A 25,315-nucleotide genomic window follows, 5' to 3' on the forward strand; every position below is an offset into this window, starting at 1 on the left:
CCGTGGGTAACCCGGCAGGACGCCGGGTTAGCCGTGTTGGGCCATGGATGGCCCGTCACGGCGGCCCACGGATTCAAGACGGAGTGAGGGCACACCGAGCCTAAGCGAGGTGCCGAGTGGTGGGGCAAGAGCCCTTTGGTTACTTTGGGGCTTTTCCAAAGTGACCCGCCGTAAGGGCGGAACCCAAAGCGGCCATCACCCAACCAACGGATATGCCCCCAGCCCCCCCAGCCCCCCCATAACCCCCCCAAAAAAAACATGCAAAAACCCCGAGCCCCCTAAAATTAATCACCGCCAAGTGTGTGCTATACAGTCAACCAAGCAAGTGCTTGGTTGGCTATGGTCGGATCACAAAGGAGCGCGTCCCATGCCCGTCGCTTTTCGTTTGCCGTTGCAGGCCTTCTTCGAACGTGAAGCGCGACACCCGCGCAAACCCTTTCTGGTGCAACCCACCGGCGCCGGCGAGGTGCAGACCCTCACCTGGGGCGAGGTCGCCCACCAGGCCCGTTGCGCCGCGCATTGGCTGCGTGCCCGCGAGCTGCCGCAAGGCTCGCACATCGCGCTGATCTCAAAAAACTGCGCGCACTGGATCATCGCCGACCTCGCGATCTGGATGGCCGGGCATGTCTCGGTGCCGCTGTACCCCAACCTCACCGCCGACTCCGTTGCCCATGTGCTGACCCATTCCGAGGCGGCGCTGGTATTGATCGGCAAGCTGGACGACTGGCCTGCGATGGCGCCGGGTATCCCCGCCGGGCTGCCGACCATCAGCCTGCCCCTGTGCCCGGTCGGCGACTTCGATTACCGCTGGGCCGACCTGCAAGCCTGCTCGCCGATCCAGGACAATCCCGAACCTGGCGCCTCAAGCCTGGCCACCATCGTCTACACCTCCGGCACCACCGGCTTGCCCAAGGGCGTGATGCAGACCTTCGGCGCCTTGGGCTTCGCGGCCACCCGCGGCACTGAGCTATTTGGCCTGGGGGAGGGCGATCGGCTGCTGTCTTACCTGCCGCTGTGCCATGTGGCCGAGCGCATGTTCGTGGAACTGGCCTCGATCTACACCGGGCAAACCGTGTTTTTCGCCGAAAGCCTCGATACCTTTTTGGTCGATTTACAGCGGGCGAGACCGACGGCGCTGTTCGGCGTGCCGCGAATCTGGACCAAGTTCCAGATGGGCGTCTACAGCAAGATCCCGCAAAAGCGCCTCGACAGCCTGCTGCGCGTGCCATTTATCGGCAGGCGCGTCGGCCATAAGGTTCTTGCAGGGTTGGGCCTGGATGCCCTGCGCATTGCGTTGTCCGGGGCGGCGCCCGTGCCCGAAGCATTGCTGCGTTGGTATCAGCGCCTGGGGCTGGATGTGCTGGAGGTGTATGGCATGACCGAAAGCTGTGGCTATTCCCATGTGTGTCGGCCCTGCCAGCAGACGCTCGGCTGGATCGGCCTGCCATGCCCTGGCGTTGAAGTGCGCATCGACACGTCGGGCGAGGTGCAGGTGCGCAGCGGCGCGACCATGCTCGGCTACTTCAAGGACCCGCAGAAAACCGCCGAGACCCTGACCGATGATGGCTTCCTGCGTACCGGCGACAAAGGCGAGCAGGATGCCGACGGCCGCCTGCGCCTGACCGGGCGGCTCAAGGAAATCTTCAAGACCAGCAAGGGCAAATACGTGGCCCCGGCACCGATTGAAAACCGCCTGGCCGAACATGCACGCATTGAGCAAGTGTGTGTGGTGGGCGATGGCCTGACTGCGCCGATCGGCCTGTGCGTGTTGTCCGCCGGGCCTCAGGACCGACACGTCCTGGGCAGCAGCCTCGAACGCTGGCTGGAACAGGTCAACCAGGCACTGGATAAACATGAACGCTTGCGCCAGCTGGTGGTGGTGAAAGACAGTTGGGCGGTGGAAAACGGCTTTCTCACGCCGACCCTGAAGATCAAACGCACGGTGATCGAGTCGACCTACGGTGCCGAGCTTGCGGTTTGGAGCGCGCGCAACGAAGCCATTGTGTGGCAGGATTAAGGTCGTAATAAAACTAATAAGGACAACTTCATGAGCTTGTGGCGCACCCAACCGAATATCGAGCAACTCAACGCGATCCAGAAAAACACCATCGGTGAGCTGCTGGACATCCGCTTCGAAAGCTTCGACGACGAGTCCCTGACCGCCAGCATGGTGGTCGACCACCGCACCCATCAACCCTACGGCCTGCTGCACGGCGGTGCGTCGGTGGTGCTGGCTGAAAGCGTCGGGTCCATGGCGGCTTACCTGTGTATCGATGCCAGCAAGTTTTATTGCGTGGGCCTGGAGGTCAATGCCAACCACCTGCGCGGCGTGCGCAGCGGGCGCGTCACGGCGGTGGCCCGGGCGATCCATATCGGCCGGACCACTCAAGTGTGGGACATTCGCTTGACCAGCGATGAGGGCAAAGCCAGCTGCGTGTCGCGCCTGACCATGGCCGTGGTACCGCTGGGCGAGAACCCGCCGGCGCGATAGGCGTGGCGTGAGTGTCATCATTCCTGGCGGTTACAGTCATTGCTGTAACGGCCGGGCATGGTGACAATCAACTTCTGTTTTTGCAGATGGATCCGGTATGTCGCAGCACGTGTTTTTTGCCCACGCCAATGGCTTCCCTTCGGCCACTTACGGCAAGTTGTTTGCCGCCCTGGCCCCGGAATATGCCGTGGCTCACCTGCCGCAACACGGTCACGACCCCATGTTTCCGGTGGACGACAACTGGCAGAACCTGGTGGACGAGTTGATCCACCATCTGCAGTTGCAGCCGGAACCGGTGTGGGGTGTGGGCCATTCCCTGGGCGGCGTGTTGCATTTGCACGCGGCCATGCGCTGTCCGCAGCTGTACCGCGGCGTGGTGATGCTCGATTCGCCGGTACTGACCCGCGCTGACCGCTGGGTGATCCGTGCCGCCAAGCGTTTCGGCTTTATCGACCGCCTGACGCCGGCCGGGCGTACGCTGGGCCGCCGTGAAGAATTTACCGACCTGGAGGCGGCGCGCAGCTACTTTGCCGGCAAGACGCTGTTTCGCGGGTTCGATCCGGAATGCTTTGACGCGTACCTGCAACATGGCTTGCAACAGGTGGGCGACCGCCTGCGTCTGCGCTTTGATCCGGCCACTGAAATCAGCATCTACCGCGGCGTGCCTCACACCAGCCCTGGCCAGGTTCGTCAGCTGAAGGTGCCGTTGGCGGTGGTGCGCGGCCGCCAAAGCCGCGTGGTGATGCGCCACCATGCCAGCGGCGTCGACCGCCTGCCGATGGGCGAAATGCTCACCATGCCCGGCGGCCATATGTTTCCCCTCGAACGCCCGCAGGACACCGCGACCTTGATCAAGAACCTGTTTTCCCGCTGGGCAGCCCGCGAGCGCAGTTGCGCATGAGCATGCCCGTCGAAGAAGTCCGCCTGAGCCTGCCGCACATCGAGTTGGCGGCGCATCTGTTTGGTCCCGAAGACGGTTTGCCGGTGATCGCCCTGCATGGCTGGCTGGACAACGCCAACAGCTTTGCGCGGCTGGCGCCGAAGCTGCACGGTTTGCGTATCGTCGCGTTGGACATGGCCGGTCATGGGCATTCGGCGCACCGTCCTGTCGGCGCCGGTTATGCCCTGTGGGATTACGTCTTTGATGTACTGCAAGTCGCCGAACAGCTGGGCTGGAAACGTTTTGCATTACTTGGCCACTCCCTCGGCGCCATCGTCTCGCTGGTGTTGGCCGGCGCGTTGCCGGAGCGTGTCACGCACCTGGGGTTGATCGACGGCGTGGTCCCGCCCACCGCCGCGGGCGAGAGCGCCGCCGAGCGGTTGGGCATGGCGCTGCAGGCGCAACTGAACCTGCAAGAGAAGCGCAAACCGGTCTACACCTCGCTGGATCGCGCCGTGGAAGCACGCATGAAAGGCGTGGTGGCGGTCAGTCGCGAAGCCGCCGAGCTGTTGGCCCAGCGCGGTTTGATGCCGGTGCCGGGAGGTTACACCTGGCGTACGGACAGTCGCCTGACGCTCGCCTCGCCGATGCGCCTGACCGATGAGCAGGCGATGGCTTTCGTGCGACGCGTGGGTTGCCCTACACAGTTGGTGGTCGCGGCTGACGGCATGCTGGCGAAACATACAGAATTGCTTTCTCAGCTACCTTTTACGGTGAACACGCTGCCCGGCGGCCATCATTTACACCTTAATGATGAGCCCGGCGCGCTCCTTGTTGCAGACTGTTTCAATCGGTTCTTCCAAGCGCCTTGACTTGACGCGGGCAACTGCCGAGGCTGGGCGGATTGAAAGGGAGTCAACCATGAACGCTATGAACACTGCTGCGACCTCCAATGGCCAGGGCTTACCGATCCGATGAGCCTGCGCAAAGGATGTATCCGTGCCCTCGGGCTGTGCTGTTTCAGCCCCTTGGTGTTCGCCGCGGACCTGCCGGGAAGCCAGGATTTACCGGCCGTGGCCCGTCAGGCCGATGCGCAAATCGTCGATTACCGCCCCGCTGAAGAAAAGGAACGCATCTACCCGATGGGCGCGATCCGCAAGATCAGCGGCCAACTGCGTTACGAAGGCCAAGCCACAGCGCGTGGCCAGACCACCGCCATCACCTATGAGCTGCCCGCCGAGCACACTTCCAGTGCCGCATTTACCGCGACGCGCGAAGCGTTGCAGGCCAAGGGCGCGCAGCTGTTGTTCTGGTGTCAGGCTCGCGATTGCGGCGAAAGCAGCCTGTGGGCCAACGAAGTGTTCGGCAACGCCAAACTGGTCGGCGCCGATGGGCAGCAGGAATACCTGCTGCTGCGTCTGGCGGCGCCGCAGGACAATTCTCTGGTAGCGCTGTACGGCATCACGCGCGGCAACCGTCGCGCCTATTTGCATGTTGAACAGCTCGATGCCAGCGCGCCGCTGGGGGACTTGCTGCCTACCTCGGCCACCTTGCTGCGTGAGTTGAAAAGCACCGGCGAACTGGACTTCCCGGCGTTGGGCGCCGAGCCCGACGCCACCTGGCTGACTCTGATTTCCCGTGGCTTGAACCTCGACGCCACCTTGCGCGTCAGCTTGACCGGGCCGACCGCCGAAGCCTGGCGCCAGGGCCTGATCGACAGCGGCGTACGCGCCGCGCGCGTGGAAACCGGCACCGGTGACGCTAAGGGTTTGCACCTGCATCTGATACGCTGACCCGCAACAGGGCGAACGGACCCGCGCCGTTCGCCTAAGCTCTCTTCCTACAGCCTTATTCTCGAGATACCCGATGCTCAATAACGATCGCCTACTGGTGCAAATCCTGCTGCTGGTGTTGTTTGGTGCCAGCTTCTGGGTGATGGCGCCGTTCTGGTCGGCGCTGTTCTGGGGCGCGGTGCTGGCGTTTGCCAGCTGGCCGCTGATGCGTTTGCTGACCCGCTGGCTGGGCGGCCGGGAATCCCTGGCGGCGGGCATTCTGACCCTGGGCTGGATGTTGCTGGTGGCGGTGCCACTGGTGTGGCTGGGGTTCAACCTGGCCGACCATGTGCGCGACGCCGTGAGCCTGATCAAGGATATCCAGGTTGACGGCCTGCCTGCCGCGCCGACCTGGCTGGGCTCGATCCCCTTTGTCGGCGAGCGCCTGGTGGCGACCTGGGACAGCATCGACCAGCAGGGCGCAGCGTTGATGGTCAGCATCAAGCCGTACCTGGGCCAGGTCGGCAACTGGTTGCTGGCGCGCAGCGCGCAGATCGGTGGCGGTATTCTCGAACTGACCCTGAGCCTGGTGTTCGTGTTTTTCTTCTACCGCGACGGGCCGCGCCTGGCGACGTTCGTGCATCGTCTGCTGGAACGCTTGATTGGCGACCGTGCCGGTTACTACATCGAGTTGGTGGCCGGCACCGTGCAACGCGTGGTCAACGGCGTAATCGGTACCGCCGCCGCTCAGGCCCTGCTGGCGCTGATCGGTTTCCTGATCGCCGGTGTGCCGGGCGCGTTGGTACTGGGCATCGTTACCTTCCTGCTCAGCCTGATCCCCATGGGGCCGCCGCTGATATGGATCCCGGCCACGGCCTGGCTGGCCTGGAAGGGCGATTACACCTATGCGGTATTTCTCGGTGTGTGGGGCACGTTCATCATCAGTGGCGTCGACAACGTGCTCAAGCCGTACCTGATCAGCCGCGGCGGCAACCTGCCGCTGGTGATTGTGCTGCTGGGCGTGTTTGGCGGGTTGATCGCCTTTGGCTTTATCGGTTTGTTTATCGGCCCGACCTTGCTGGCGGTGGCCTACAGTCTGCTGACGGATTGGAGCGCGACCCAGGCGCAAGTGCGTCGCGAAGACAAACCCCTTTAAGCCCTCGGCAACCACATCACGGCGGTCAGGCCGCCGCCTGGGGTTTCCTCCAGGCTCAGGCTGCCGCCGAGGCGTTCCACCGCTTCCTTGGAAATCGTCATGCCCAGGCCGACGCCGCCGGAGTTGCGGTTGCGTGAGCCTTCCAGGCGAAAGAACGGTTCGAATACGGCCTCGCGTTTATCCGCGGCAATCCCCGGCCCGTGGTCGATCACACGGATGATCAAGGCTTCCCGGCTGTCGCTCAGCTCCACCCGCGCCGTACCGGCATAACGCAAGGCATTGTCGATCAGGTTGTTGAGGCACGAGCGCAGTGCCATCGGCTGCACCTGCAAGGGCGCGCAATTGCCCGCGAACTGCACATCGGAGCCTTGATCCTGGGCGTTTTCGCTGAGGGATTCGACCAGCGCCTGCACGTCGAGCCAGTGCCGGGTTTCGCTGGTGCGCTGCTCGTGCAAGTAACTCAGGGTGGAGTCGAGCATGCCGATCATGTCGTCCAGGTCCTGGCGCATCTGACCTTGCAACTTGGTGTCTTCGATCTGCTCCAGGCGCAGTTTAAGGCGTGACAGTGGGGTGCGCAGGTCGTGAGAAACGGCGCCGAGCATGCGTGCACGCTGGCTGACTTGCTCGCGAATGCGTTTTTGCATCAGGTTGAAGGTCGATGCAGCCTGCCGCGCCTCGCGAGGCCCGGACTCGTTAAGTGGCGGGCTGTCGAGGTCGAGGCTCAAGCGTTCGGCGGCTGCGCTCAGGCGCTGGATCGGCCGGCTCAGCAGTTTGGCGCCATACCAGGCGGCAATGATCAGCGAGATAAATTGAAACGTCAGTGGCACCACCGGGCCGCCGAACCAGGAGCGATGGTGCTTGGGCAGCGGCTTCATTGTTCCATCCGGCTGCTCGACAAAGGTTTCCTGAGGCGGCGGCGGTGGCGGGCCGTAGTGGTGAAACCAAAAGAACGCCAGCACGTGGGCCAGCACAATGGCCACCAGCAATACGCCGAACAGCCTGCCGAACAGCGTATTGAAGGTGGCGCGCATCAGCCGATATCCCGCGCGTCAAACAGGTAGCCTTCGCCGCGGACAGTCTTGATCAACTGCGGTGCCTTGGGGTCATCGCCCAGTTTCTGGCGCAGGCGCGAGACCAGCAAGTCGATGCTGCGATCAAACGCCTCGATTGAGCGGCCACGCGCGGCATCGAGCAATTGTTCACGGCTCAGCACGCGACGCGGGCGTTCGATAAACACCCACAGCAGACGAAACTCGGCGTTGGACAGCGGCACCACAAGGCCGTCGTCGGCCACCAGCTGGCGCAGTACGCTGTTGAGGCGCCAGTTGTCGAAACGGATGTTGGCGCGCTGCTCGGTACGGTCATCGCGTACCCGGCGCAGGATGGTCTGGATGCGTGCCACCAGCTCGCGCGGTTCGAAGGGTTTGGACATGTAGTCATCGGCGCCCAGTTCCAGGCCGATAATGCGGTCGGTGGGTTCGCAGCGCGCGGTGAGCATCAGGATCGGGATGTCCGATTCGGTGCGCAGCCAACGGCACAGTGACAGGCCGTCTTCGCCCGGCAGCATCAGGTCGAGTACCACCACATCAAAGGTTTCGGCTTGCATGGCCGTGCGCATGGCGGTGCCGTCGTTGACGCCGACGGCGAGAATATTGAAGCGCGCCAGGTAGTCGATCAGCAGTTCACGAATCGGTAGATCGTCATCGACGATCAGCGCACGGGTGTTCCAGCGCTTGTCTTCGGCGATCACCGCGCCTTTTTGCTCTTCGTTTACAGAGACGGTAGGGGTATGCATAGTGCGATCATCTGCCTGGGTTGTTGCTGTCAGCATAGGCGCCCAGCTCCATGGCTGGAAGTGCTGGACGGGCGGTCATGTGCGCGAGGCTAGACGCGGTGCGTGTTGAGGGCATGTCGTGAATGTATCGGCCTTGACACAATTGCTCCAAATGCCGGGTCACGGGCGCTCGATCAGTATTTTACCGATCATCGGATCCCGCAACGGCGCCGCTTGCGCTACAATCCGCGCCGATTTCGACTTGCCTGAGAGCCCATTCCAATGTCCGTCTGCCAGACTCCTATCATCGTCGCCCTGGATTACCCCACTCGTGACGCCGCACTGAAGCTGGCTGACCAGTTGGACCCCAAGCTTTGCCGGGTCAAGGTCGGCAAGGAACTGTTCACCAGTTGCGCCGCCGAAATTGTCGGCACCCTGCGTGACAAAGGCTTCGAAGTGTTCCTCGATTTGAAATTCCATGACATCCCCAACACCACCGCCATGGCAGTCAAGGCCGCGGCTGAGATGGGCGTGTGGATGGTCAATGTGCACTGCTCCGGCGGCCTGCGCATGATGACTGCCTGCCGTGAAGTGCTGGAACAGCGCAGCGGCCCGAAACCGCTGCTGATTGGTGTGACCGTGCTGACCAGCATGGAGCGCGAGGACCTGGCCGGCATCGGCCTGGATATCGAACCTCAGGAGCAGGTATTGCGCCTGGCGGCGCTGGCGCAGAAGGCTGGTCTTGATGGCCTGGTGTGCTCGGCGCTGGAGGCCCAGGCCTTGAAGACCGCTCACCCATCGCTGCAACTGGTCACCCCGGGCATTCGCCCGGCGGGCAGTGCCCAGGATGACCAGCGCCGTATTCTGACGCCGCGTCAGGCCTTGGACGCGGGCTCGGACTACCTGGTGATCGGTCGCCCGATCAGCCAGGCGGCCGATCCGGCGAAGGCGTTGGCCGCTGTTGTCGCCGAAATCGCCTGAATATCGCTGAGCTAAAATGTGGGAGCGGGCTTGCTCGCGAAAGCGGTATCAGACACACATCCGGTGACTGACACTCCGCATTCGCGAGCAAGCCCGCTCCCACATTTCGATCCACCGTGGTCAGTTAACTTTTAGAATCAACTTCCCGAAGTTTTCGCCGTTGAACAGCTTCATCAGCGTTTCCGGGAACGTCTCCAGCCCCTCGACAATATCCTCCTTGCTCTTGAGCTTGCCGTGCGCCATCCAGCCGGCCATTTCCTGCCCGGCTGCGGCAAAGTTCGCCGCATGGTCCATCACCACAAAGCCTTCCATCCGCGCGCGATTGACCAGCAACGATAAGTAGTTGGCGGGGCCTTTCACGGCTTCTTTATTGTTGTACTGGCTGATGGCACCACAAATCACCACCCGCGCCTTTAACGCGAGGCGGCTGAGCACCGCGTCGAGGATGTCGCCGCCGACGTTATCGAAATACACATCCACGCCTTTAGGGCATTCGCGCTTGAGGGCGGCTGGCACGTCTTCGCTTTTGTAGTCGATGGCTGCGTCGAAGGCCAATTCATCCACGAGGAATTTGCACTTGTCGGCGCCGCCGGCGATGCCGACCACGCGGCAGCCTTTGATCTTGGCAATTTGCCCGGCAATGCTGCCCACCGCACCGGCGGCGCCGGAGATCACCACGGTTTCGCCGGCCTTGGGCGTTCCCGTTTCGAGCAGGGCGAAGTAGGCGGTCATGCCCGTCATGCCGAGCGCGGACAGGTAGCGCGGCAGCGGCGCGAGTTCGGGGTCCACCTTATAGAAGCCGCGCGGTTCGCCGAGGAAGTAATCCTGCACGCCCAGCGCGCCATTGACGTAATCACCCACTGCAAATTTCGGGTTGTTCGACGCAATCACCTTGCCCACACCCAGTGCGCGCATCACTTCACCTATGCCGACGGGCGGAATGTAAGACTTGCCCTCGTTCATCCAGCCACGCATGGCCGGGTCCAGGGACAGGTATTCGTTGTGCACCAGCACTTGCCCATCCCCTGGCGTGCCCACCGGCACTTCCTGATAGGTGAAGGTCTCCCGTGTCGCCGCGCCGACCGGGCGTTTGGCGAGCAGGAACTGGCGGTTGGTCTGGGCAGTCATGGCAAAGGACTCTTTAGAAGTGAACCCCAAGTGATAGACCCCTAACGGCCTGAGAGCAAGGTTGTCCGAGAAGCGCGAATGCCCGCCGATAGGCCTGGCTGATAGTGAGATGGGAGGCCTTATCACTGCGATTCATACACAGCCAACCGGCCTTCTGATAGTGCTGACGCACCCGTCCTGCGGTTGGCTAGACTCGGCCCACGGCTATTTTCCCCACAGGACATCCCCATGAGCATGACGTTTTCCGGCCAGGTCGCCCTGGTCACCGGCGCCGCCGCCGGTATTGGCCGCGCCACCGCGCTGGCATTTGCCGCCGAAGGCTTGAAAGTGGTGGTTGCCGACCTGGACGTGGCGGGCGGCGAGAGCACCGTCGCGCTGATTCAACAGGCGGGCGGCGAGGTGTTGTTCGTGCGCTGCAACGTCACGCTGGAAGCGGACGTGCAGCAGTTGATGGCGCAGACCGTCGCCGCCTATGGTCGGCTGGACTACGCCTTCAACAATGCCGGGATCGAGATCGAGAAGGGCAAGCTGGCCGACGGCAGCCTGGATGAGTTCGACGCGATCATGGGCGTTAACGTCAAGGGCGTGTGGCTGTGCATGAAGCACCAGTTGCCGCTGCTGCTGGCCCAAGGCGGCGGTGCGATCGTTAACACCGCCTCGGTGGCGGGGTTGGGGGCGGCGCCGAAGATGAGCATTTATGCGGCGTCCAAACATGCCGTGATCGGCTTGACCAAATCGGCGGCCATTGAGTACGCGAAAAAGAAAATCCGCGTGAATGCGGTGTGCCCAGCGGTGATCGACACCGACATGTTCCGGCGTGCCTATGAAGCCGACCCGCGCAAGGCAGAGTTTGCCGCGGCCATGCACCCGGTCGGGCGCATCGGCAAAGTCGAGGAAATCGCCAGTGCGGTGCTGTACCTGTGCAGCGACGGTGCCGCGTTCACCACGGGCCAGGCGTTGGCGGTGGACGGTGGCGCGACGGCGATCTAGGACTCGGCGCCACTGCATATTCGAAAAGGCGAGGGGCGCTGTGGGGCGTTTCCAGGGCTGGCACAAGGCCTCGTCAGAATGTGTATCAGTAGGTAAATAATTCAATAAAATCAATACTTTAATAAATTTCGGCGGCAGGTCGAACCCGGCTTCTGTGCTTAACTGTTTGGGGTTGAATAACAGACAGTTGAAGTGAGGGGCTCATGGATTTAGGCATCGATCGACAGGCCCTTGTACCGGTGGTGCAGCAAATCGTCAGCGCGGTGGCGCAATGGATTCGCACGAGCGGGGCAAGCCCGGGCACGCGCTTGCCGTCCATCCGGCAATTGGCCCTCGACAACCTGCTCAGTCAATCCAGCGTCATCGAAGCCTTTGAGCGAATGGTGGCGCAGGGGGTGTTGGTGGCAAAACAGGGCTCGGGGTTTGTAGTGGCCCAACCGCCGGTTTCCCTTGAAAGCCACTGGTATGAAGGCGCCGAGCTGGGCTGGGGCGCCTACGTCGATGGCCCGTTGGGCGAGTTGAAACTGGGCTGCGGCTGGCTGCCGGACGCCTGGCGCGAAAGCGATGATATTTGTTACGCCATACGCGAGGTCAGCCGCACCGACACCGCCGGGCTGTTCAGCTACAGCACGCCGCTGGGGTTGCCTGTACTGCGTGAGCAACTGCTCAAGCGCCTGACGCAGATGAAAGTGCCCAGCAGTCTCGACTGCATTCTCACCACCCATGGCGCCAGCCATGCACAAGACCTGCTCATACGGACGTTGCTCAAGGCCGGCGATACGGTGGTGGTCGAGACGCCCGGGTATGCCAACCTCTACCGTCAGTTGGAGCGCCATGGCGTCAAGCTGCTGCACGTCCCGCGCACGCTGGGTGGCCCGGATATCCCGGTGTTGGAGACGCTGCTGAAAAGCCATCGGCCCAAATGCCTGTTCATCAACTGCCTGTATCACAACCCGACCGGCACCAGCCTGTGCCGTGCCGTGGCCGAGCGCCTGCTGCAATTGGCGAGCAGCGAGAACTTCCTGATTGTCGAAGAAGACGTCTACGGCGACTTGCAGCACGCCAGTTGCACACGGCTGTCGGCGCTGCCCCATGACGGTCGGGTGATCTATATTTCGAGTTTCTCCAAGACCCTCAGCAGTGCCTTGCGTGTGGGGTACCTCAGCGCCAGCGCGGCGATTATTGCGCCCATGGTGACGCTCAAAATGCTGACAGGCATCGGCACTTCGCGGTTTGCCGAGGCGGTGCTGGCCACGCTGCTGGCCAATGGCACCTACCGTAAGTGGGTGCAGCGCCTGCGCAAGCGCTTGAACACACAAATGGCCGCAACCCTGCAGGTGCTGGAGGATGAGGAGTGGGAGGTGTTCGCCGTGCCCGCCGGGGGCATGTTTGTGTGGGCCCGGCCCGGCAGGGGCGATCATTCACGGTTGCAGGCCTGTGCCCGACGGCTCGGTGTGTTGTTGTCGCCGGGGGCGCTGTTCAATCCCAAGGGTGAGCACAGCGACTGGCTGCGCATCAACGTGGCCTATGCTGCTGATCAGCGGGCGCTGGCGTTGTTCCGTGCCATGGGGCCTGCCAGATCGACCTCGACCATTCTGAAAACGACGGGCATGTAGCTTTTTGCCATTATTGTGGCGCCAACGTCTTGTGCCGTTGGCTCGTCGTTGCGAATCTCGCTGCATGGAAACCAGGCTCGATGGCATCTGCCGTTGCAAGAGGATTCAAGTGCAATGATTTCAGGCGTGCAACGACGTTTCGCCAACCTTGGTATGGCGAAGAAACTGGGCTTGGGTTTCGCCCTGGTGCTGCTGTTGACGGCGCTGGTGGCGGCCATTGGCGTGTGGTCCCTGCAAACCGTTGGCCAGCGTTTTGAAGGCCTCAAGGCCATGTCATCGCTCAACAGCGGTTTGCTCAAGGTGCGTTTGATCGAGCAGGACTACGCGCTGCACACCGACCCCAAGTCTGTCGATGCCCTGCATGAAAGTGTCGATGCACTGGCGGCGATGGCCGCCAGCCTCAAGGCCCGGTCAGCCACGAATGTGCCGGTGATGAGCGATGTCGAGCAGGCGTTGGCGGCGTATCGCAAGGCATTCGACGAGTTTGTCGAACTGACCCAGACCAAGGACCTGGCGCTGGAAATGGCCAGTTGGTCGGTGTCCAGTGTGGCCAATAACCTCGATGTGTTGCAGGCCGGCCTGGCCGACGATGGCGCCTACGGCCTGAAAGAAAGCCAGGGTAAGGATGGCGCCGAGTTTATCGAGCAGGCCGGGCAGGTCAGCCAGGTCTCGCGGTTGATGTTGCAAGCCATGAATGAAGCGCGCGTGCGCCTGGATCAGAGCCGCAAGGCCGATGCCGACAACGCCGATCAAGGCAAGATCGAACAGGCCGATCAGGCCCTGGCGCAAGTCGAACAGCTGAAAACCTCGGTCAAGGATGCGGGTTACCAGACCGTGCTCAATGAAGTCTCCGGGCATATCGCGGCATTCAGCGAAAAACTCGGCGAGTACACCGGGCTGCTGGCCCAGGAAAAAATCGTCTACAAGCAGTTGCATGACCGCGCCGACCAAGTGGTCAGCCGGGTCAACCAGGCGTACGACGCCGAAGACCAGTCCATGCAGGCGCAATTGAAGAAAAGCGCGGTGTTGATCATCGGTTCCTCGGCCCTCGCGCTGCTGGTGGGCTTGATCGCGGCGTGGGTGATCACCCGGTTGATCGTGGCGCCGCTGCGCACTGTGATCGCCGTGGCCCAGCAGATTGCGTCCGGCGACCTGAGCGGGCGGATGGAAGTCAGCCGCCGCGATGAAATCGGCCAGTTGATGCAGGCGATGCAGCAAATGGGCAGCGGCCTGAGCCAGATGGTCAGTGGGCTGCAAGCGGGCATCGAGCAATTGGCCAGTTCGGCGCATTCACTGTCCAGCGTCACTGAGCAGACCAATGTTGAAGTCAGCAGCCAGAAGGAAGAGACCGAACAGGTTGCCACGGCAATGAATCAGATGACCGCCACGGTGCACGACGTGGCGCGTAACGCCGAAGAGGCCGCGCAAGCCGCGCAGACCGCCGACGACAAGGTCGACAGCGGTCAGCAAGTGGTGCGCCAGAGCCTGCAACGGATTGAATTGCTCGCGTCCTCCAGCACCAGTGCCAGCGCGAGTATCGAAAGCCTGAGCGCGGAAATCCAGAATATCGGCACGGTACTGGGCGTAATCAAAAGCGTGGCCGAGCAAACCAATCTGCTGGCCCTTAACGCCGCCATCGAAGCGGCCCGCGCCGGCGAGCAGGGCCGAGGGTTTGCAGTGGTGGCCGACGAAGTGCGGGCGTTGGCCAAGCGCACGCAGCAATCGACCGAGGAAATCGAGCGTCTGGTCAGTACGTTGCGCAGCGCGGCGCAGTCGTCGGTGCAGCAGATTCAGCAGAGCGGCGAGCTGGTGAAGTTGGCGGTCAGCGATGCGCTGGAAACGGAGAGCGCGTTGGGCAGCATTGCCGCGGCGGTGTCATTGATCCAGCAAATGAATCAGCAGATTGCCGCGGCGGCCGAGGAGCAAAGCTCGGTGGCCGAAGAGATCAATCGCAGTGTGACCAGCATTCGTGCGAGCGCCGATCAGTCGGCGTTGAGCATGCAGGGCAATGCCGCGTCGAGTATCCAGCTGGCGCAGTTGGGCGCGGAGCTCAAGGGCATGGTGGGGCACTTCCGCCTTTGATCGCGGCGGGTCAGCCGCGAACAAAGGGCAGGGCGCCAATCAGGCGTGGTTGGCGAGGAAGGTCAGCAGCGCTTCATTGACGAAGTCCGGGTTTTCCCGGGCCGAGATATGCCCCGCGTCGGGAATCAGCGTGAGGCTGCAGCCAATCAGTTCAGCCATTTCCTGTGATTCTGCGGGCGGCCGCGGCTTGTCCTGCTCGCCGCACATCACCAGCGTGGTGTCCGAGTCCAGGCGGGGCAACTGGTCCAGAATGTTCTCGCGACTGAAGATCAGGCGCCCCAGTGGCACGATGCTGTTCAGCAGGCGCTCTTTGGGTAAGGCCTGCAACGCCTTGCGAAAATCCTGGTACAGGGCCGACTCGCGGTCGATGCCGGGGCGGAAGAAAATCGGTGCAACCACATCCAGCAACGGCTCGGGGATGGCGCCGGCGTCCTCGATCATCTTGAACAGCGAGAAGTAATACTGGCGCGTGGCGTCGGGCTCGGCGCCCAGGTAGGTGTCCATCAGCACCACGCTGTTGATGCGCGCCGGTGCCAGCAACGCCAGGCGCGCGCCCCACATGCCGCCGACCGACAGGCCGACCAGATTGATTTGCGCGATATCCAGCTGATCCAGCAGCGCCAGGGCCTGACGCGCGAGGTCGTCGAGGGAGCGGGTTTGCGTCGGCAGCGGGCCGGACTCACCGTGGCCCCACAGTTCCGGCACGATCACGCGGTACTGTTGCGACAGGGCTTCAATTTGCGGGGCCCACATGTCGCGGTCCCACAGGTAACTCGAACCCAGCAGGACGACCGGGCCGGAGCCCTGGTCGACATAGTGCAGCGGTTGTCCATCAATCACGGCAACAGGCATAGCAGGCCTCTAACTTCACGGAGTGAGGGGCACTTTTTTACGCTAGTCGGTGGCGGGGGGATAGGTGCAAAGTGATGGCATGTGGCGACCTGGGGTCGCCACATGGGGCAGGCGATCAGTCGTAGATGACTTTCTTCTTCCATTCGGCGTCGGCGTCGACGACTTTCAGGCCTTCGGTCAGTTCGTTGACTTCGTCTTCGGCCGGCTTGCTGTTGGTCAGCACCGTGGAGTTGGCGCGGGCCAGTTGCGATTCCAGCAATTGCAGTTGTGCACTGTAGAGCACCGGCTCCGGCTGTTTGCGCAAGTACTGCACGCCACGCTCGAACGCCAGGCGTGCCTGGCCAGGCTGGCCTTGTTGCAGGGCGTGCTGGCCCAGGTTGTTGAAGAACTCAATGTGCAGCAACACCAAGATATGGCGAATTTCCTTGATCCAGTGCTTGGCTTCGTTGGTCGGCAGAAAACCGTCCTGGGCCGCACGGGTCACTTGACCGTGCAGCGCCTCGAGCAGGAAACGCACGTCCTTGGCCTTGGCTTCGGTCTGGATCGGCGCGGGTGGGTTGGCCACCGGGATCGATTCGCCCTGGCCGATCAGCGCGTTCAGCTCAGCAATACGTGCCTTGAGCGGCGCGCTGGATTTTTTGAGGTGCAACAGGCGCTGGGTGACGTTGAGTTCCAGGCGAGTCAGCAACAGTTTGAGTTTCGGGGTCATCAACTGGCCGGGGAACGTCTCGGTGATCTCACCGCAACGACGCAGCCGATCGTTAAGCTCGATTTCGGTGCGCTGCTTTTCCAGTTTGTTGTTTTCCACCACGTGGTTCATGTAGCCAATGGCGATCAGTATTACGATCCCGGCTATTACCAGCAGGGTGATCATGAGTGGTGTCACCGGTGTGACCTCTTTATAGGGTTTGCTGTGGAGTGTAGTGACTGGGCCATCCGACGGATAGGATTGTTCGACCAGTTGCCCAGGTAGTTTCTGCTATATAGGTAAGCGTTCCCTGCGTGGATGCACATTGCCATCATTTGCCTGGGCGAACTATAGCGCCTTGTCGGGCGCCAGAATATAGGCGTCAAAGCCCGCACGGGCACAATGCCCGCAAAGCCCTGGAAAGCAGGGCGAAGTCATTGATTTAAATAAATTTATCCTTGGGGGTTGACGACCTTTCAATCCATCCATAGAATGCGCGCCACTTACAGCGTAAAGCACACAGCGAAACGCGGTAGGGAGTGAATGTTGTACGTGTGTCCCCTTCGTCTAGTGGCCTAGGACACCGCCCTTTCACGGCGGTAACAGGGGTTCGAGTCCCCTAGGGGACGCCATTTGCGGGAATAGCTCAGTTGGTAGAGCACGACCTTGCCAAGGTCGGGGTCGCGAGTTCGAGTCTCGTTTCCCGCTCCATATTTAACGAAAACGCCGATCAGTGATGATCGGCGTTTTTGTTCGTGTCGCTTTTTTGCCGGCAAAACACACCACGCATGTAGGCCATGTGCTGATGTGCGTAGGAATAGTCTGTAATCAATGTCGGGTAGCTGTGTACCTGTTCCGCTGTCTCTACTCTGGCCAGCCCCTTTTCCTTGTTTACTTCAAAGGACTGTCCAGATGCTTCAGCTCGATTTCTATTCAACCCTGGTCGCTGCCTCCCTGGTGCTTTTATTGGGCCGTTGGCTGGTGGCCCGGATTGGCTTTCTACGTGTCTACAGCATTCCGGAGCCGGTAGCCGGCGGCCTGTTGGTTGCCGCATTGCTGCTGGCGTTGCGTGCGCTGGCGGATGTCGAGGTTCGCTTCGACACCTCCTTACAAACCCCATTGATGCTGGCGTTTTTCGCCACGATTGGCCTGAACGCAGATTTCGCCAGCCTGAAGCGAGGCGGGCGCGTGCTGGGTATTTTCCTGCTGGTCGTGACGGCCCTGTTGGTGGTGCAAAACGCCATGGGGATCGCGTTGGCCAAGGCGCTGGGGCTTGATCCATTGATGGGCTTGCTGGCGGGCTCCATCACCCTGTCGGGTGGGCACGGCACGGGCGCCGCATGGGGCGCGGTGTTCAGTGAGAAATACGGCGTGGCCTCCGCGTCTGAACTGGCAATTGCTTCGGCGACCTTTGGTTTGGTGCTGGGGGGCTTGATTGGCGGCCCGGTCGCGCGCCTGCTGATCAAGCGTGTCCAGGTGCCTGGCGTTGAGCACTCGCAGCCGCGGCGGCCCAAAGGCTTTGAGCGCCCCGATCAGGAGCGCATGATCACCTCGTTTTCATTTATCGAAACCCTGGCCCTGTTGGCGATCAGCTTGCAGGTTGGCACTTGCCTGAGTGGTGTCATCCAAGGCACCGCCTTCGAGTTGCCCACCTTTGTCTGCGTGCTGTTTGTCGGCGTGGTGCTGCGCAATGGCTTGTCGGCGCTGGGTTGGCATCAGGTGTTTGAGCGGGAAGTGTCGCTGCTGGGTAATGTCAGCCTGTCGTTGTTCCTCGCGATTGCCTTGATGTCGCTCAAGCTGTGGGACCTGGCGGCGCTGGCGTTGCCGATCGTCATCCTGCTGGCGGCACAGGCGCTGTTGATGGCCCTGTTCGCGATTTTCGTAACGTTTCGAGTGATGGGCAGCAACTACGATGCGGCGGTGCTGGCGGCCGGGCATTGCGGTTTCGGATTGGGCGCGACACCCACCGCCATTGCCAATATGCAGGCGGTGACACAGCGCTTCGGTCCCTCGCAGATTGCCTTTCTGGTGGTGCCGATGGTGGGGGCGTTTTTCATCGACATCACCAATGCGGTGGTGATCAAGCTGTTCCTCGCGCTGCCGTTTCTCGGCGCGGCGGGCTGAGCGCCGCGCCTTCAGTTCACCGCGTAGACGTCCTGTTTTGGCATGAAGAAACGCGCAAAGAGTTCGGACTGGGACTTGATGTTCAGCTTGGTGTAAATATTGCGCCGGTGCACTTTCACCGTTTCTGTCGACAGGGACAGTTTGCCGGCGATTTCTTTGTTGGAGAACCCGCTCAACAGCAACTTGAGCACGTCCTTTTCACGCGTTGTGATCTGGCTGCCCAGTTGAACAATTGCCTGCGACCAGGGCGGTGTCTCATTGAGGTTTTTTTCAACGTCGATCTCAAAGCACATACGCTGGTGCATCAATGCCAAAACCCAAGGCTTGATGATATCCAGTGTGGTGATCTGTTCCGGGCTGTAGCGCACGTTACTGCCGAATGAAATACACAACGTCCTGTCCTCATCGAGCTGAACGTTGTACTGCACCTCATCCACCGAGACGTACTGGGCGAAATACTGACGGTAATACTCGGTGGTCAGAAAGTGCTCGGGCGCTATGTCTGACAAGTGAAAAAAGCCACTCTGCGGGTTTTCCCGGTTGGCAATGTAGAACGGGTCCAGCAGGTACAGCCCTTTGAGGTAGCGCTGAGTCAGGGCATCCACCTCCTCGGCATCGGCCACTTCAGTAAAGCTGATGACGTTGACCTGTTGATCGCTGAAAACCAGGACAACCCAGTTGTCGATCTGCACATATTCATTCAACACGCGAACCAGCGAGCTCCAGAAAGCCGGGCGATTGAGCTCCATGATCAGCTTGCCGGCCGATCGGTGCCAGGCCAGGTTATGAAGGTCGAGTGACATGTTCTACCCCTTTAGGGTTAGGCGTTCATAGGCGCGAGCTAAGTACTTGTAGGTATTTACTATTAGACGACGCCGGGTATATTCACCTCCCAGCGGATGCAGGCCATGAAGGCCTGTCGTTTTGACAAGGATAGTTATATGAGTCAATCACATTTGCGAGCCATTTTTTTGGCCTCGCTTGTCTGTGTAGGTATCAGCGCGCCTGCAGCGGCGGCGCAACCTCAGGTGAATCTGTACAACTGGTTCGGCTTGATCGCGCCAGAGACGCCCAAGGAATTCGAGCAAAAAACCGGCGCGCGCATGCACGTGGATGCCTTCGACAGCGCCGAGATCATGCAGAGCAAGGTCATGGCCGGGCGCACGGGCTATGACGTGGTTGTCGCCACCTCCAATGTCCTGCCAAGCCTGATCAAGGCGGGCGTGCTTGCACCGCTGGACCGCGACCAACTGAGCAACTTCTCCCATATCGACCCAGAGATGTTGGCGCTGCTTTCGGTGAATGATCCGGGCAACCGCTACGCCGTGCCTTACCTGTGGGGCACCACCGGGATTGGCTATGACGTTGATAAAGTCAAAGCCGCGTTGGGTGACAACGCCCCGGTGGACAGCTGGGACCTGATCTTTAAAGAAGAAAACATCAGCAAGCTCAAGTCCTGTGGCGTGGCGATGCTCGACTCGCCCAGCGAGGTCATTTCGATCGCGTTGCATTACCTCGGCCTGCCGAGCAACAGCCAGAACCCTGAGGATTACCAGAAGGCTCAGGCGCTGCTGTTGAAAATCCGTCCCTATATTCTCTACTTCGACTCCTCCAGAACCTACGCCGACTTTGCCGATGGCAATATTTGTGTGGTCGTGGGCTGGGCGAGTGGGGCGCTGACGGCGCAGGCCATCAATGAGAAAAACAACACCGGGCGCAAAATTGCCTACAGCCTGCCTCGTGAGGGCGGGTTGGTGTGGTCGGAAAACTTTGTGCTGCTCAAAGATGCGCCCCATGCCAAGGAAGGTCTGGCGTTCATCAATTACATGCTTGAACCGCAAGTGATTGCCAAGAGCTCGAACCACACGCTGTACCCGAACGCTAACAAGGACGCCACTGAGTTTGTCGAGCAGAAGCTGCGCGACAACCCTTGGATTTATCCTGACAAGCATACGGTTGCCACACTTGTTCCGCTTGAACCACTACCGTTGAAGTTGGAGCGAATCCGCACGCGGGTGTGGACCAAGGTCAAGAGCGGTACGTAACCTCGCGTGGCATTCATCTTTATTGGCAGAGGGCTTACATGGCTATTTACAAAGAAACCAAAGCCGACACTCATCAATTAGTGACGCTGATAAAGATGGTTGAGGCCTATGAGGCGCAATGCACCCACGGTCTCACGTCACTGGGTAATGAAAAACAACTGCTGAACCGCATCAAGGCATTGCTCCATACGCATGATAGGGGAGTCGCTCGACGAAAGTCGATCAGCGCCGGCGTATGAACGGGGCCATAGCGTCCCAGCGTTAGCCGTCGGCAGACCAAGGGGCTGTCGCAGCGTTTTCAGGGAGGAGAAAAATCATGCGCCAAGCGGCTAACCCATACGTTTTGAAGCCGGACGAATACCAGGCTTACAAGGACATCGAAGAACAGATCGGCCACTGCACGCCCGAACAAGCCTGGGCGATGTATTACGTCTCGAGCGGGATGGTGCGCGAGTTCATCACGCTGGCGGTGATGGAGCATATCGGTCGCGGCAATCGGGCGCTGTTGCTCGAGTTTCCCGACCTTGCCCGGCTTCAAAACAGCGGCCAAGGCGCGCTCTAACGGGTGTTGATGCGTGCGTGTGATCAACGCTTGCTCATCACCCGCGCCAACCGCAGCGTGGCTTCCCGGAGCTCATCCCGATCAAGCGAGGCAAACCCCAGGCGCAGGGCATTTTCCGGCACATTCAGCGGTGAAAACTGACGCGCACTGCGCACCACCACGCCCTGGCCCCGGGCTGTGGCGAGCAACTGATCGACGTCGGTTTCATCCTGGAAGCGAACCCAGAGGGCCAGGCCGCCTTCAGGCTCGCGCACCTGGATTCGATCGCCAAATGCGCTGTGCAAACAGCTCTGCAGCACCTCTCGACGCGCCACATATTCTTTCGAAACACGGCGCAGGTGCTTCTTCAATTCCCCCTGATTGATCAGGTCCGCGAGCATTTTTTGTGCAACCGCGTCGGTGTCGCCTACCACCAGTGCCGCGCTGTTCTGCAGCACCTCAATCACGCTGGCCGGAGCCACCACATAACTGCAACGAAACGTCGACCCCAACGCCTTGGATAATGAGCCGATGTAAATCACATGGCGTTGCGCGCCGTCACTGGCCAACGGCAGATAGGGGCGTCCGTTGAAGTGATATTCGTGGTCGTAGTCTTCTTCGATCACGCAGAAATTGTGCTGCGCCGCCAACGCCAGCAGGTGTTGCCGACGGGCCGCATGCAGGCTCACCGTGGTAGGAAACTGGTGGTGCGGCGTAAGGTAAATCACCCTTACATCATGTGCGTGGCATAACTGCTCGATGTGGTCCGTGCGACAGCCTTCATCGTCCATATCGACAGTGATCAAATGCGCGCCGAGCTTGCGGAAAATTTCCCACGCCGGCGGGTAACTCAGACGCTCCACCAACACCACATCACCGGGTTTGATCAGCAGGCTGGCCGTCAGGTACAGCGACACCTGAGTGCCGGGCGTGAGGCAGATATTCTCGGCGCTGACTGCCAGCCCGCGATTGTTGCGCAGCATCTCTGCCAGCGCGCAACGCAATTCATAGCCGGTGCCTTCGCTGCCGTAGCGCACCGAGTTGGACGCAAAACTGCTGCGCAGGGCATTGCGGTAATAGCGGTGTAAAACGGCCTGGGGCAGCAAGCGGTGGTCGCAGGCACCGTTATCGAAAAACAGCGCGTCATGCCGATGCTGCAGGGCGATGACTTGGGCATTCTGCTCGAAATACGGCACCACTGGCTGCGCCAGCACTGCCGGGGCAAAAGAGTGCTGCGCGCGGTTGGACGCGGGCGTTGGCGCCAATTGCGCATTGACGAACGTGCCCCGGCGCGGCTCGCTGATCAGCCAGCCTTTGGTCGATGCTTCCTCGTAAGCCAGGATCACCGTCTTGCGGTTGACGTCGAGCATCTGCGCCATTTCCCGTGTGCCCGGCAGCAGCGTGCCGGGCGGCAGCCGTCCTTCGAGGATGGCTTGCACCAGGCCTTCGGCAATTTTGCGATAGGACGCCTGGGTGGTGCTCTCGTCGAGCTTGAGCAGCGGGCGCCATTTACGCATCTGGACCATCTTAAGTATCCAAAACTGGAGGTTTTAATGGGCCTAGTCTAGCGCAACAATCAAGCCTCACTCACCCCTGAGGTTGTTATGAACACACGCCATGTCATCGAACTCGCCCCCTCGGGGAAAACCTTTGAAGCCGGCGATGAGCTGTTGCTCGACGCGATGCTCGCCAGCGGCCTGGCTGTGCCGTTCTCGTGCCGGCGCGGGGCGTGTGGTTCGTGCAAGGTGGTGGTCACGCAAGGCCACTACCGCGCCAAGCAGCTGGCGCCGGGCGCGCCCGCGCCGTGCTACCCGCTGGCAGCGAATGAAATGCTCTTGTGTCAAAGCCACGCCTGCGCCGACATGCGCCTTGAGATTCCCGGGTGGTCGCTGGACACCCCCGCGCTGGTGGTCGAGGCGACGGTGCTGAGCAAGCGTGACCTCAGCCCCGACATCATTGAGTTGGTGGTGATGCCGGACACGCCGCTGGCCGTACGGCCGGGCCAGTACCTCAAGTTCCGCCTGGTCGATGGCGACTCGCGCTGTTTCTCGATCGCCAACCTGCCGGCCGACGGCGATGGGCGCCTGGTGTTTCAGATTCGTCGGGTGCGCGGCGGGCTTTTTTCCGAGGCCCTCCTGGACAGCCTTGAGGCTGGCGATCTGTTGACGCTGGAGGGGCCTTTTGGTGCCTGCACCTGGCAGGACGATGACGATGCGCCTGTGGTGTTGTTCGCCACAGGCACCGGCTACGCGGGTATCAAGCCGATCCTGCTGAGCGCGTTGAAGCAGGAGGTGGAGGTGACGTTTTACTGGGGCGGCGCGCAGGCGGCAGACTTTTACGACCGCGTATTTCTGGACCAGGCGGTCATCGACCACCCGCGTTTTCACTGGCACCCGGTATTGGCAGCGCAGGGCAGGGTGCAGGAAGTGGCGCTGAGTCATGGGCACCGTTGGGCGTCGGCTCAGGTGTATGCCTGCGGTAACGGCGGCATGATCAGCCAGGCGCGTGCCGATTGCCTCGAAGCGGGTTTGCCGAGCCATCGTTTTGTCGCCGAAGCGTTTGTACCCAGTGGCCGGTCGAGCGCCGACACGCTGCTCAATGGACTGGATCAAACCTGGGAAAAAGTCGGCCCGCGGTACTCGCTGGACGGTATGCTCGCCGCGCGTGAAAAAACCATCCGCGCCCTGGCGGCGATTGCCAGCCAGCTCACAGTCGGCATGACCACCGGGCAAGCCCTCGACATGGCCGCCGCGCAATTGCAGGCCATGGGCGCCTCGCACACCTGGCACCCGACTTACATTCGTTTTGGCGACGACACGGTTCGCCCGCCCAGGGAAGGCATTGACCCACTGCGCACGCTGCGTGCCACCGATATCGTGGTGGTCGACCTCGGCCCGGTGTGGGACGGCTACGAGGGCGACTATGGCGACACCTTCGTCTTCGGCGAGTCAGCGCTGCACCGCGATTGCTTCAAGGTCTTGCATGAAGTGTTCGAAGAAACCCGCGAGGCCTGGATGCGCGGCCTGACCGGCTGTGAGCTCTATGACTTTGCCGAGGAACGGGCCGTTGCCAAGGGCTGGCGGTTGTCGCGCAACCTGGCCGGTCACCGTATTGCGGATTTCCCCCACGCCTTGTTCGGCAACCAGGAATTGGCTGCGCTTGAGATCACGCCGAGTGAAATGGTGTGGGTGCTGGAGATCCAGCTCTGCCACCCCACCGAGCCGGTCGGCGGTTTCTTTGAAGATATCCTGATGCTTGAGGTTTGAAGGGTTAAGCGCAGCCCGCCGCTGCGCGGGTTGCGACTCCCGGTGCTGGCCGCAACGGCCTGAGCTGGAGCGGGCGTTGCTAAAAAACAGCGGATGGCCGGTAACGTAATCAGTATTTTGTAGGATGTTTGACCGACCCTGTCGAACGGGCGAACCTGGTCCTCGAGGATGAGGTCCATAACGACGACGCACAGCTGTTACATCTATCGCCGGCAGTCCTGCACACCATAATGGCCCAAGGGTCGACCCGTGCGGGTGCCGGTGATTGCGCGTAAATAAGGAGATTGATCCTGTGGCTTAAACACCTGGCGTTAGGTGTGTTGATTGCACCTTTTGTCACTGCTTGCTTTAGCCAGCCATTCCAGCCCCCCACGGCCGATGCCGACTTATGGGAGAAACCCGGCGCCAGCCACCAGGATGTGGTTGCGTCCATGTTGGCGTGTGGTGAAAAGAATGGTTCCGGCATCGATCCCAATGCGAACTTCCAGGAGCGGGCGCAGCGCTTTGTGTGTATGAAGCGTGCTGGCTACACGCGGCGTGACGGTTTCGACCTCTGTGCATTGCACCCCAAGGCGCCGTTGAGGGCCTGTGAGTCGGCGCAATGAAACCACAAAAACAACGCTCTGTTTTTAAGGGCTCGGCATTCAACGCGATAGGGACATCACCTGTGAAATATGCCATCTGCGCCACCTTGCTGCTGTCGCTGAGCGGCTGCCTGACCATGTCGGGTGAATACACTGTCACGGCTCACGACGCCTCCGGCGCCCAGATAACCAGGCTCGGCACCTTCACCGCCGAGGGCCATAACATTTACCCCATACGCAATGCGTTCTGCCTCAATGCGCCGGGGGCGACGGTCATCATTCGCGATGCCCGGACCGGCGAGGAACTGCGCAGCGAAAGCCCTTATCACTGCCGTTAAGCCTCAA

General features: G+C 61.2%; 24 protein-coding genes, 2 tRNA genes and 1 pseudogene. 20 read left to right on the forward strand and 7 right to left on the reverse strand.

Going from position 1 to position 25,315, the window contains the following annotated elements; genetic code table 11:
* Window positions 1-367: 367 nt before the first annotated feature.
* The 6 genes from AACV02_RS03790 (at window position 368) to AACV02_RS03815 (ending at window position 6,299) form a co-directional block, all read left to right on the forward strand.
* Window positions 368-2,017 carry an AMP-binding protein gene (locus AACV02_RS03790; RefSeq protein WP_119735526.1) on the forward strand — a complete coding sequence of 550 codons (1,650 nt, stop codon included), beginning with the start codon at window positions 368-370 and terminating at the stop codon, window positions 2,015-2,017.
* 30 nt (window positions 2,018-2,047) lie between these two features.
* Window positions 2,048-2,491, forward strand: a complete 444-nt coding sequence (locus tag AACV02_RS03795) for a hotdog fold thioesterase (protein ID WP_106580684.1) — start codon at window positions 2,048-2,050, stop codon at window positions 2,489-2,491.
* A 97-nt stretch (window positions 2,492-2,588) separates the two neighbouring features.
* Window positions 2,589-3,392 (forward strand): alpha/beta fold hydrolase, encoded by an 804-nt coding sequence (locus AACV02_RS03800; RefSeq protein WP_119735527.1) that lies wholly within the window; start codon window positions 2,589-2,591, stop codon window positions 3,390-3,392.
* The gene (locus AACV02_RS03805; protein ID WP_119735528.1) at window positions 3,389-4,243 is read left to right on the forward strand and encodes an alpha/beta hydrolase; all 855 of its coding nucleotides are present in this window, start codon (window positions 3,389-3,391) and stop codon (window positions 4,241-4,243) included. Before AACV02_RS03800 ends, AACV02_RS03805 begins: the two co-directional genes overlap by 4 nt.
* A gap of 102 nt (window positions 4,244-4,345) precedes the next feature.
* Window positions 4,346-5,164 (forward strand): DUF4892 domain-containing protein, encoded by an 819-nt coding sequence (locus AACV02_RS03810; RefSeq protein ID WP_119735529.1) that lies wholly within the window; start codon window positions 4,346-4,348, stop codon window positions 5,162-5,164.
* Between the two features lie 73 nt (window positions 5,165-5,237).
* Window positions 5,238-6,299, forward strand: a complete 1,062-nt coding sequence (locus AACV02_RS03815; protein ID WP_119735530.1) for an AI-2E family transporter — start codon at window positions 5,238-5,240, stop codon at window positions 6,297-6,299.
* Here the strand turns inward: AACV02_RS03815 and AACV02_RS03820 are convergent.
* Window positions 6,296-7,330: a sensor histidine kinase gene (locus tag AACV02_RS03820; protein ID WP_119735531.1), complete on the reverse strand. Its 1,035-nt coding sequence runs from the start codon at window positions 7,328-7,330 to the stop codon at window positions 6,296-6,298. The two genes, AACV02_RS03815 and AACV02_RS03820, sit on opposite strands and share 4 nt — an antisense overlap.
* The gene (locus AACV02_RS03825; RefSeq protein WP_119735532.1) at window positions 7,330-8,094 is read right to left on the reverse strand and encodes a response regulator; all 765 of its coding nucleotides are present in this window, start codon (window positions 8,092-8,094) and stop codon (window positions 7,330-7,332) included. The genes AACV02_RS03820 and AACV02_RS03825 overlap by 1 nt, the downstream gene beginning before the upstream one ends.
* A gap of 261 nt (window positions 8,095-8,355) precedes the next feature.
* Here AACV02_RS03825 and pyrF point away from each other — a divergent pair, with 261 nt between their 5' ends.
* Window positions 8,356-9,054: an orotidine-5'-phosphate decarboxylase gene (gene pyrF, locus AACV02_RS03830; protein ID WP_017734306.1), complete on the forward strand. Its 699-nt coding sequence runs from the start codon at window positions 8,356-8,358 to the stop codon at window positions 9,052-9,054.
* A 120-nt stretch (window positions 9,055-9,174) separates the two neighbouring features.
* Here the strand turns inward: pyrF and AACV02_RS03835 are convergent, their stop codons facing one another.
* Window positions 9,175-10,182, reverse strand: coding sequence for an NADP-dependent oxidoreductase (locus AACV02_RS03835; protein ID WP_119735533.1), 1,008 nt, complete (start codon window positions 10,180-10,182; stop codon window positions 9,175-9,177).
* A 228-nt stretch (window positions 10,183-10,410) separates the two neighbouring features.
* Between AACV02_RS03835 and AACV02_RS03840 the strand changes: the two genes are divergently transcribed.
* From AACV02_RS03840 to AACV02_RS30830, 4 genes and pseudogenes are all read left to right on the forward strand, one after another.
* A complete protein-coding gene (locus tag AACV02_RS03840; protein ID WP_119735534.1) occupies window positions 10,411-11,172 on the forward strand; it encodes an SDR family oxidoreductase in 762 nt (253 codons plus the stop codon).
* 203 nt (window positions 11,173-11,375) lie between these two features.
* Window positions 11,376-12,788 (forward strand): aminotransferase-like domain-containing protein, encoded by a 1,413-nt coding sequence (locus tag AACV02_RS03845; protein WP_119735535.1) that lies wholly within the window; start codon window positions 11,376-11,378, stop codon window positions 12,786-12,788.
* A 996-nt stretch (window positions 12,789-13,784) separates the two neighbouring features.
* Window positions 13,785-14,009, forward strand: a pseudogene (locus AACV02_RS30825) (HAMP domain-containing protein); the annotation flags it as partial.
* An 18-nt stretch (window positions 14,010-14,027) separates the two neighbouring features.
* On the forward strand, window positions 14,028-14,870 hold the full coding sequence (locus AACV02_RS30830) for a methyl-accepting chemotaxis protein (RefSeq protein ID WP_372239715.1): 843 nt from the start codon (window positions 14,028-14,030) through the stop codon (window positions 14,868-14,870).
* Between the two features lie 39 nt (window positions 14,871-14,909).
* Here AACV02_RS30830 and AACV02_RS03855 read toward each other — a convergent pair whose 3' ends face one another.
* Complete coding sequence (locus AACV02_RS03855; protein WP_119735537.1) at window positions 14,910-15,722, reverse strand: alpha/beta fold hydrolase; 813 nt, start codon at window positions 15,720-15,722, stop codon at window positions 14,910-14,912.
* A gap of 115 nt (window positions 15,723-15,837) precedes the next feature.
* Window positions 15,838-16,596, reverse strand: a complete 759-nt coding sequence (locus tag AACV02_RS03860; protein ID WP_119735538.1) for a hypothetical protein — start codon at window positions 16,594-16,596, stop codon at window positions 15,838-15,840.
* Between the two features lie 370 nt (window positions 16,597-16,966).
* Here AACV02_RS03860 and AACV02_RS03865 point away from each other — a divergent pair.
* The 3 genes from AACV02_RS03865 to gltS all read left to right on the forward strand — a co-directional run bounded on the left by AACV02_RS03865 (window position 16,967) and on the right by gltS (window position 18,534).
* Window positions 16,967-17,042, forward strand: a tRNA-Glu gene (locus tag AACV02_RS03865).
* A 3-nt stretch (window positions 17,043-17,045) separates the two neighbouring features.
* Window positions 17,046-17,121: transfer RNA gene (locus AACV02_RS03870), tRNA-Gly, on the forward strand.
* A 201-nt stretch (window positions 17,122-17,322) separates the two neighbouring features.
* Window positions 17,323-18,534: a sodium/glutamate symporter gene (gene gltS, locus AACV02_RS03875; protein ID WP_119735539.1), complete on the forward strand. Its 1,212-nt coding sequence runs from the start codon at window positions 17,323-17,325 to the stop codon at window positions 18,532-18,534.
* 11 nt (window positions 18,535-18,545) lie between these two features.
* Here the strand turns inward: gltS and AACV02_RS03880 are convergent, their stop codons facing one another.
* The gene (locus tag AACV02_RS03880) at window positions 18,546-19,337 is read right to left on the reverse strand and encodes a helix-turn-helix domain-containing protein (protein ID WP_106580670.1); all 792 of its coding nucleotides are present in this window, start codon (window positions 19,335-19,337) and stop codon (window positions 18,546-18,548) included.
* Window positions 19,338-19,475: 138 nt separating this feature from the next.
* Here AACV02_RS03880 and AACV02_RS03885 point away from each other — a divergent pair, with 138 nt between their 5' ends.
* From AACV02_RS03885 to AACV02_RS03895, 3 genes are all read left to right on the forward strand, one after another.
* Window positions 19,476-20,579 (forward strand): polyamine ABC transporter substrate-binding protein, encoded by a 1,104-nt coding sequence (locus tag AACV02_RS03885; RefSeq protein WP_119735540.1) that lies wholly within the window; start codon window positions 19,476-19,478, stop codon window positions 20,577-20,579.
* 38 nt (window positions 20,580-20,617) lie between these two features.
* Window positions 20,618-20,818 carry a hypothetical protein gene (locus tag AACV02_RS03890; protein ID WP_119735541.1) on the forward strand — a complete coding sequence of 67 codons (201 nt, stop codon included), beginning with the start codon at window positions 20,618-20,620 and terminating at the stop codon, window positions 20,816-20,818.
* Window positions 20,819-20,895: 77 nt separating this feature from the next.
* Window positions 20,896-21,141: a hypothetical protein gene (locus AACV02_RS03895; protein WP_106580667.1), complete on the forward strand. Its 246-nt coding sequence runs from the start codon at window positions 20,896-20,898 to the stop codon at window positions 21,139-21,141.
* A 23-nt stretch (window positions 21,142-21,164) separates the two neighbouring features.
* Here AACV02_RS03895 and pdxR read toward each other — a convergent pair whose 3' ends face one another.
* Window positions 21,165-22,646 carry a MocR-like pyridoxine biosynthesis transcription factor PdxR gene (gene pdxR / locus AACV02_RS03900; RefSeq protein ID WP_119735542.1) on the reverse strand — a complete coding sequence of 494 codons (1,482 nt, stop codon included), beginning with the start codon at window positions 22,644-22,646 and terminating at the stop codon, window positions 21,165-21,167.
* Between the two features lie 78 nt (window positions 22,647-22,724).
* Here pdxR and AACV02_RS03905 point away from each other — a divergent pair, with 78 nt between their 5' ends.
* The 3 genes from AACV02_RS03905 (at window position 22,725) to AACV02_RS03915 (ending at window position 25,308) form a co-directional block, all read left to right on the forward strand.
* Window positions 22,725-24,386, forward strand: a complete 1,662-nt coding sequence (locus AACV02_RS03905; RefSeq protein ID WP_119735543.1) for an NAD(P)H dependent flavin oxidoreductase family protein — start codon at window positions 22,725-22,727, stop codon at window positions 24,384-24,386.
* A 284-nt stretch (window positions 24,387-24,670) separates the two neighbouring features.
* Window positions 24,671-24,991, forward strand: a complete 321-nt coding sequence (locus tag AACV02_RS03910) for a hypothetical protein (protein ID WP_119735544.1) — start codon at window positions 24,671-24,673, stop codon at window positions 24,989-24,991.
* Window positions 24,988-25,308 carry a hypothetical protein gene (locus tag AACV02_RS03915; RefSeq protein ID WP_234452761.1) on the forward strand — a complete coding sequence of 107 codons (321 nt, stop codon included), beginning with the start codon at window positions 24,988-24,990 and terminating at the stop codon, window positions 25,306-25,308. The genes AACV02_RS03910 and AACV02_RS03915 overlap by 4 nt, the downstream gene beginning before the upstream one ends.
* Window positions 25,309-25,315: the final 7 nt, after the last annotated feature.

Source organism: Pseudomonas sp. Larv2_ips, from assembly GCF_963879675.1.
Lineage (GTDB): Bacteria > Pseudomonadota > Gammaproteobacteria > Pseudomonadales > Pseudomonadaceae > Aquipseudomonas.

What these genes read in the sequence shown, in the direction of transcription:
- AACV02_RS03880 (WP_106580670.1), bottom strand. Translation starts at nt 19,337, where the DNA reads ATGTCACTCGACCTTCATAACCTGGCCTGGCACCGATCGGCCGGCAAG.
- gltS (WP_119735539.1), top strand. Translation starts at nt 17,323, where the DNA reads ATGCTTCAGCTCGATTTCTATTCAACCCTGGTCGCTGCCTCCCTGGTG.
- AACV02_RS03800 (WP_119735527.1), top strand. Translation starts at nt 2,589, where the DNA reads ATGTCGCAGCACGTGTTTTTTGCCCACGCCAATGGCTTCCCTTCGGCC.
- AACV02_RS03905 (WP_119735543.1), top strand. Translation starts at nt 22,725, where the DNA reads ATGAACACACGCCATGTCATCGAACTCGCCCCCTCGGGGAAAACCTTT.
- AACV02_RS03915 (WP_234452761.1), top strand. Translation starts at nt 24,988, where the DNA reads ATGAAACCACAAAAACAACGCTCTGTTTTTAAGGGCTCGGCATTCAAC.
- AACV02_RS03845 (WP_119735535.1), top strand. Translation starts at nt 11,376, where the DNA reads ATGGATTTAGGCATCGATCGACAGGCCCTTGTACCGGTGGTGCAGCAA.
- AACV02_RS03835 (WP_119735533.1), bottom strand. Translation starts at nt 10,182, where the DNA reads ATGACTGCCCAGACCAACCGCCAGTTCCTGCTCGCCAAACGCCCGGTC.
- AACV02_RS03825 (WP_119735532.1), bottom strand. Translation starts at nt 8,094, where the DNA reads ATGCATACCCCTACCGTCTCTGTAAACGAAGAGCAAAAAGGCGCGGTG.
- AACV02_RS03805 (WP_119735528.1), top strand. Translation starts at nt 3,389, where the DNA reads ATGAGCATGCCCGTCGAAGAAGTCCGCCTGAGCCTGCCGCACATCGAG.
- AACV02_RS03855 (WP_119735537.1), bottom strand. Translation starts at nt 15,722, where the DNA reads ATGCCTGTTGCCGTGATTGATGGACAACCGCTGCACTATGTCGACCAG.
- AACV02_RS03795 (WP_106580684.1), top strand. Translation starts at nt 2,048, where the DNA reads ATGAGCTTGTGGCGCACCCAACCGAATATCGAGCAACTCAACGCGATC.
- AACV02_RS03885 (WP_119735540.1), top strand. Translation starts at nt 19,476, where the DNA reads ATGAGTCAATCACATTTGCGAGCCATTTTTTTGGCCTCGCTTGTCTGT.
- AACV02_RS03815 (WP_119735530.1), top strand. Translation starts at nt 5,238, where the DNA reads ATGCTCAATAACGATCGCCTACTGGTGCAAATCCTGCTGCTGGTGTTG.
- AACV02_RS30830 (WP_372239715.1), top strand. Translation starts at nt 14,028, where the DNA reads ATGGTCAGTGGGCTGCAAGCGGGCATCGAGCAATTGGCCAGTTCGGCG.
- AACV02_RS03840 (WP_119735534.1), top strand. Translation starts at nt 10,411, where the DNA reads ATGAGCATGACGTTTTCCGGCCAGGTCGCCCTGGTCACCGGCGCCGCC.
- pyrF (WP_017734306.1), top strand. Translation starts at nt 8,356, where the DNA reads ATGTCCGTCTGCCAGACTCCTATCATCGTCGCCCTGGATTACCCCACT.
- pdxR (WP_119735542.1), bottom strand. Translation starts at nt 22,646, where the DNA reads ATGGTCCAGATGCGTAAATGGCGCCCGCTGCTCAAGCTCGACGAGAGC.
- AACV02_RS03820 (WP_119735531.1), bottom strand. Translation starts at nt 7,330, where the DNA reads ATGCGCGCCACCTTCAATACGCTGTTCGGCAGGCTGTTCGGCGTATTG.
- AACV02_RS03890 (WP_119735541.1), top strand. Translation starts at nt 20,618, where the DNA reads ATGGCTATTTACAAAGAAACCAAAGCCGACACTCATCAATTAGTGACG.
- AACV02_RS03790 (WP_119735526.1), top strand. Translation starts at nt 368, where the DNA reads ATGCCCGTCGCTTTTCGTTTGCCGTTGCAGGCCTTCTTCGAACGTGAA.
- AACV02_RS03810 (WP_119735529.1), top strand. Translation starts at nt 4,346, where the DNA reads ATGAGCCTGCGCAAAGGATGTATCCGTGCCCTCGGGCTGTGCTGTTTC.
- AACV02_RS03895 (WP_106580667.1), top strand. Translation starts at nt 20,896, where the DNA reads ATGCGCCAAGCGGCTAACCCATACGTTTTGAAGCCGGACGAATACCAG.
- AACV02_RS03860 (WP_119735538.1), bottom strand. Translation starts at nt 16,596, where the DNA reads ATGATCACCCTGCTGGTAATAGCCGGGATCGTAATACTGATCGCCATT.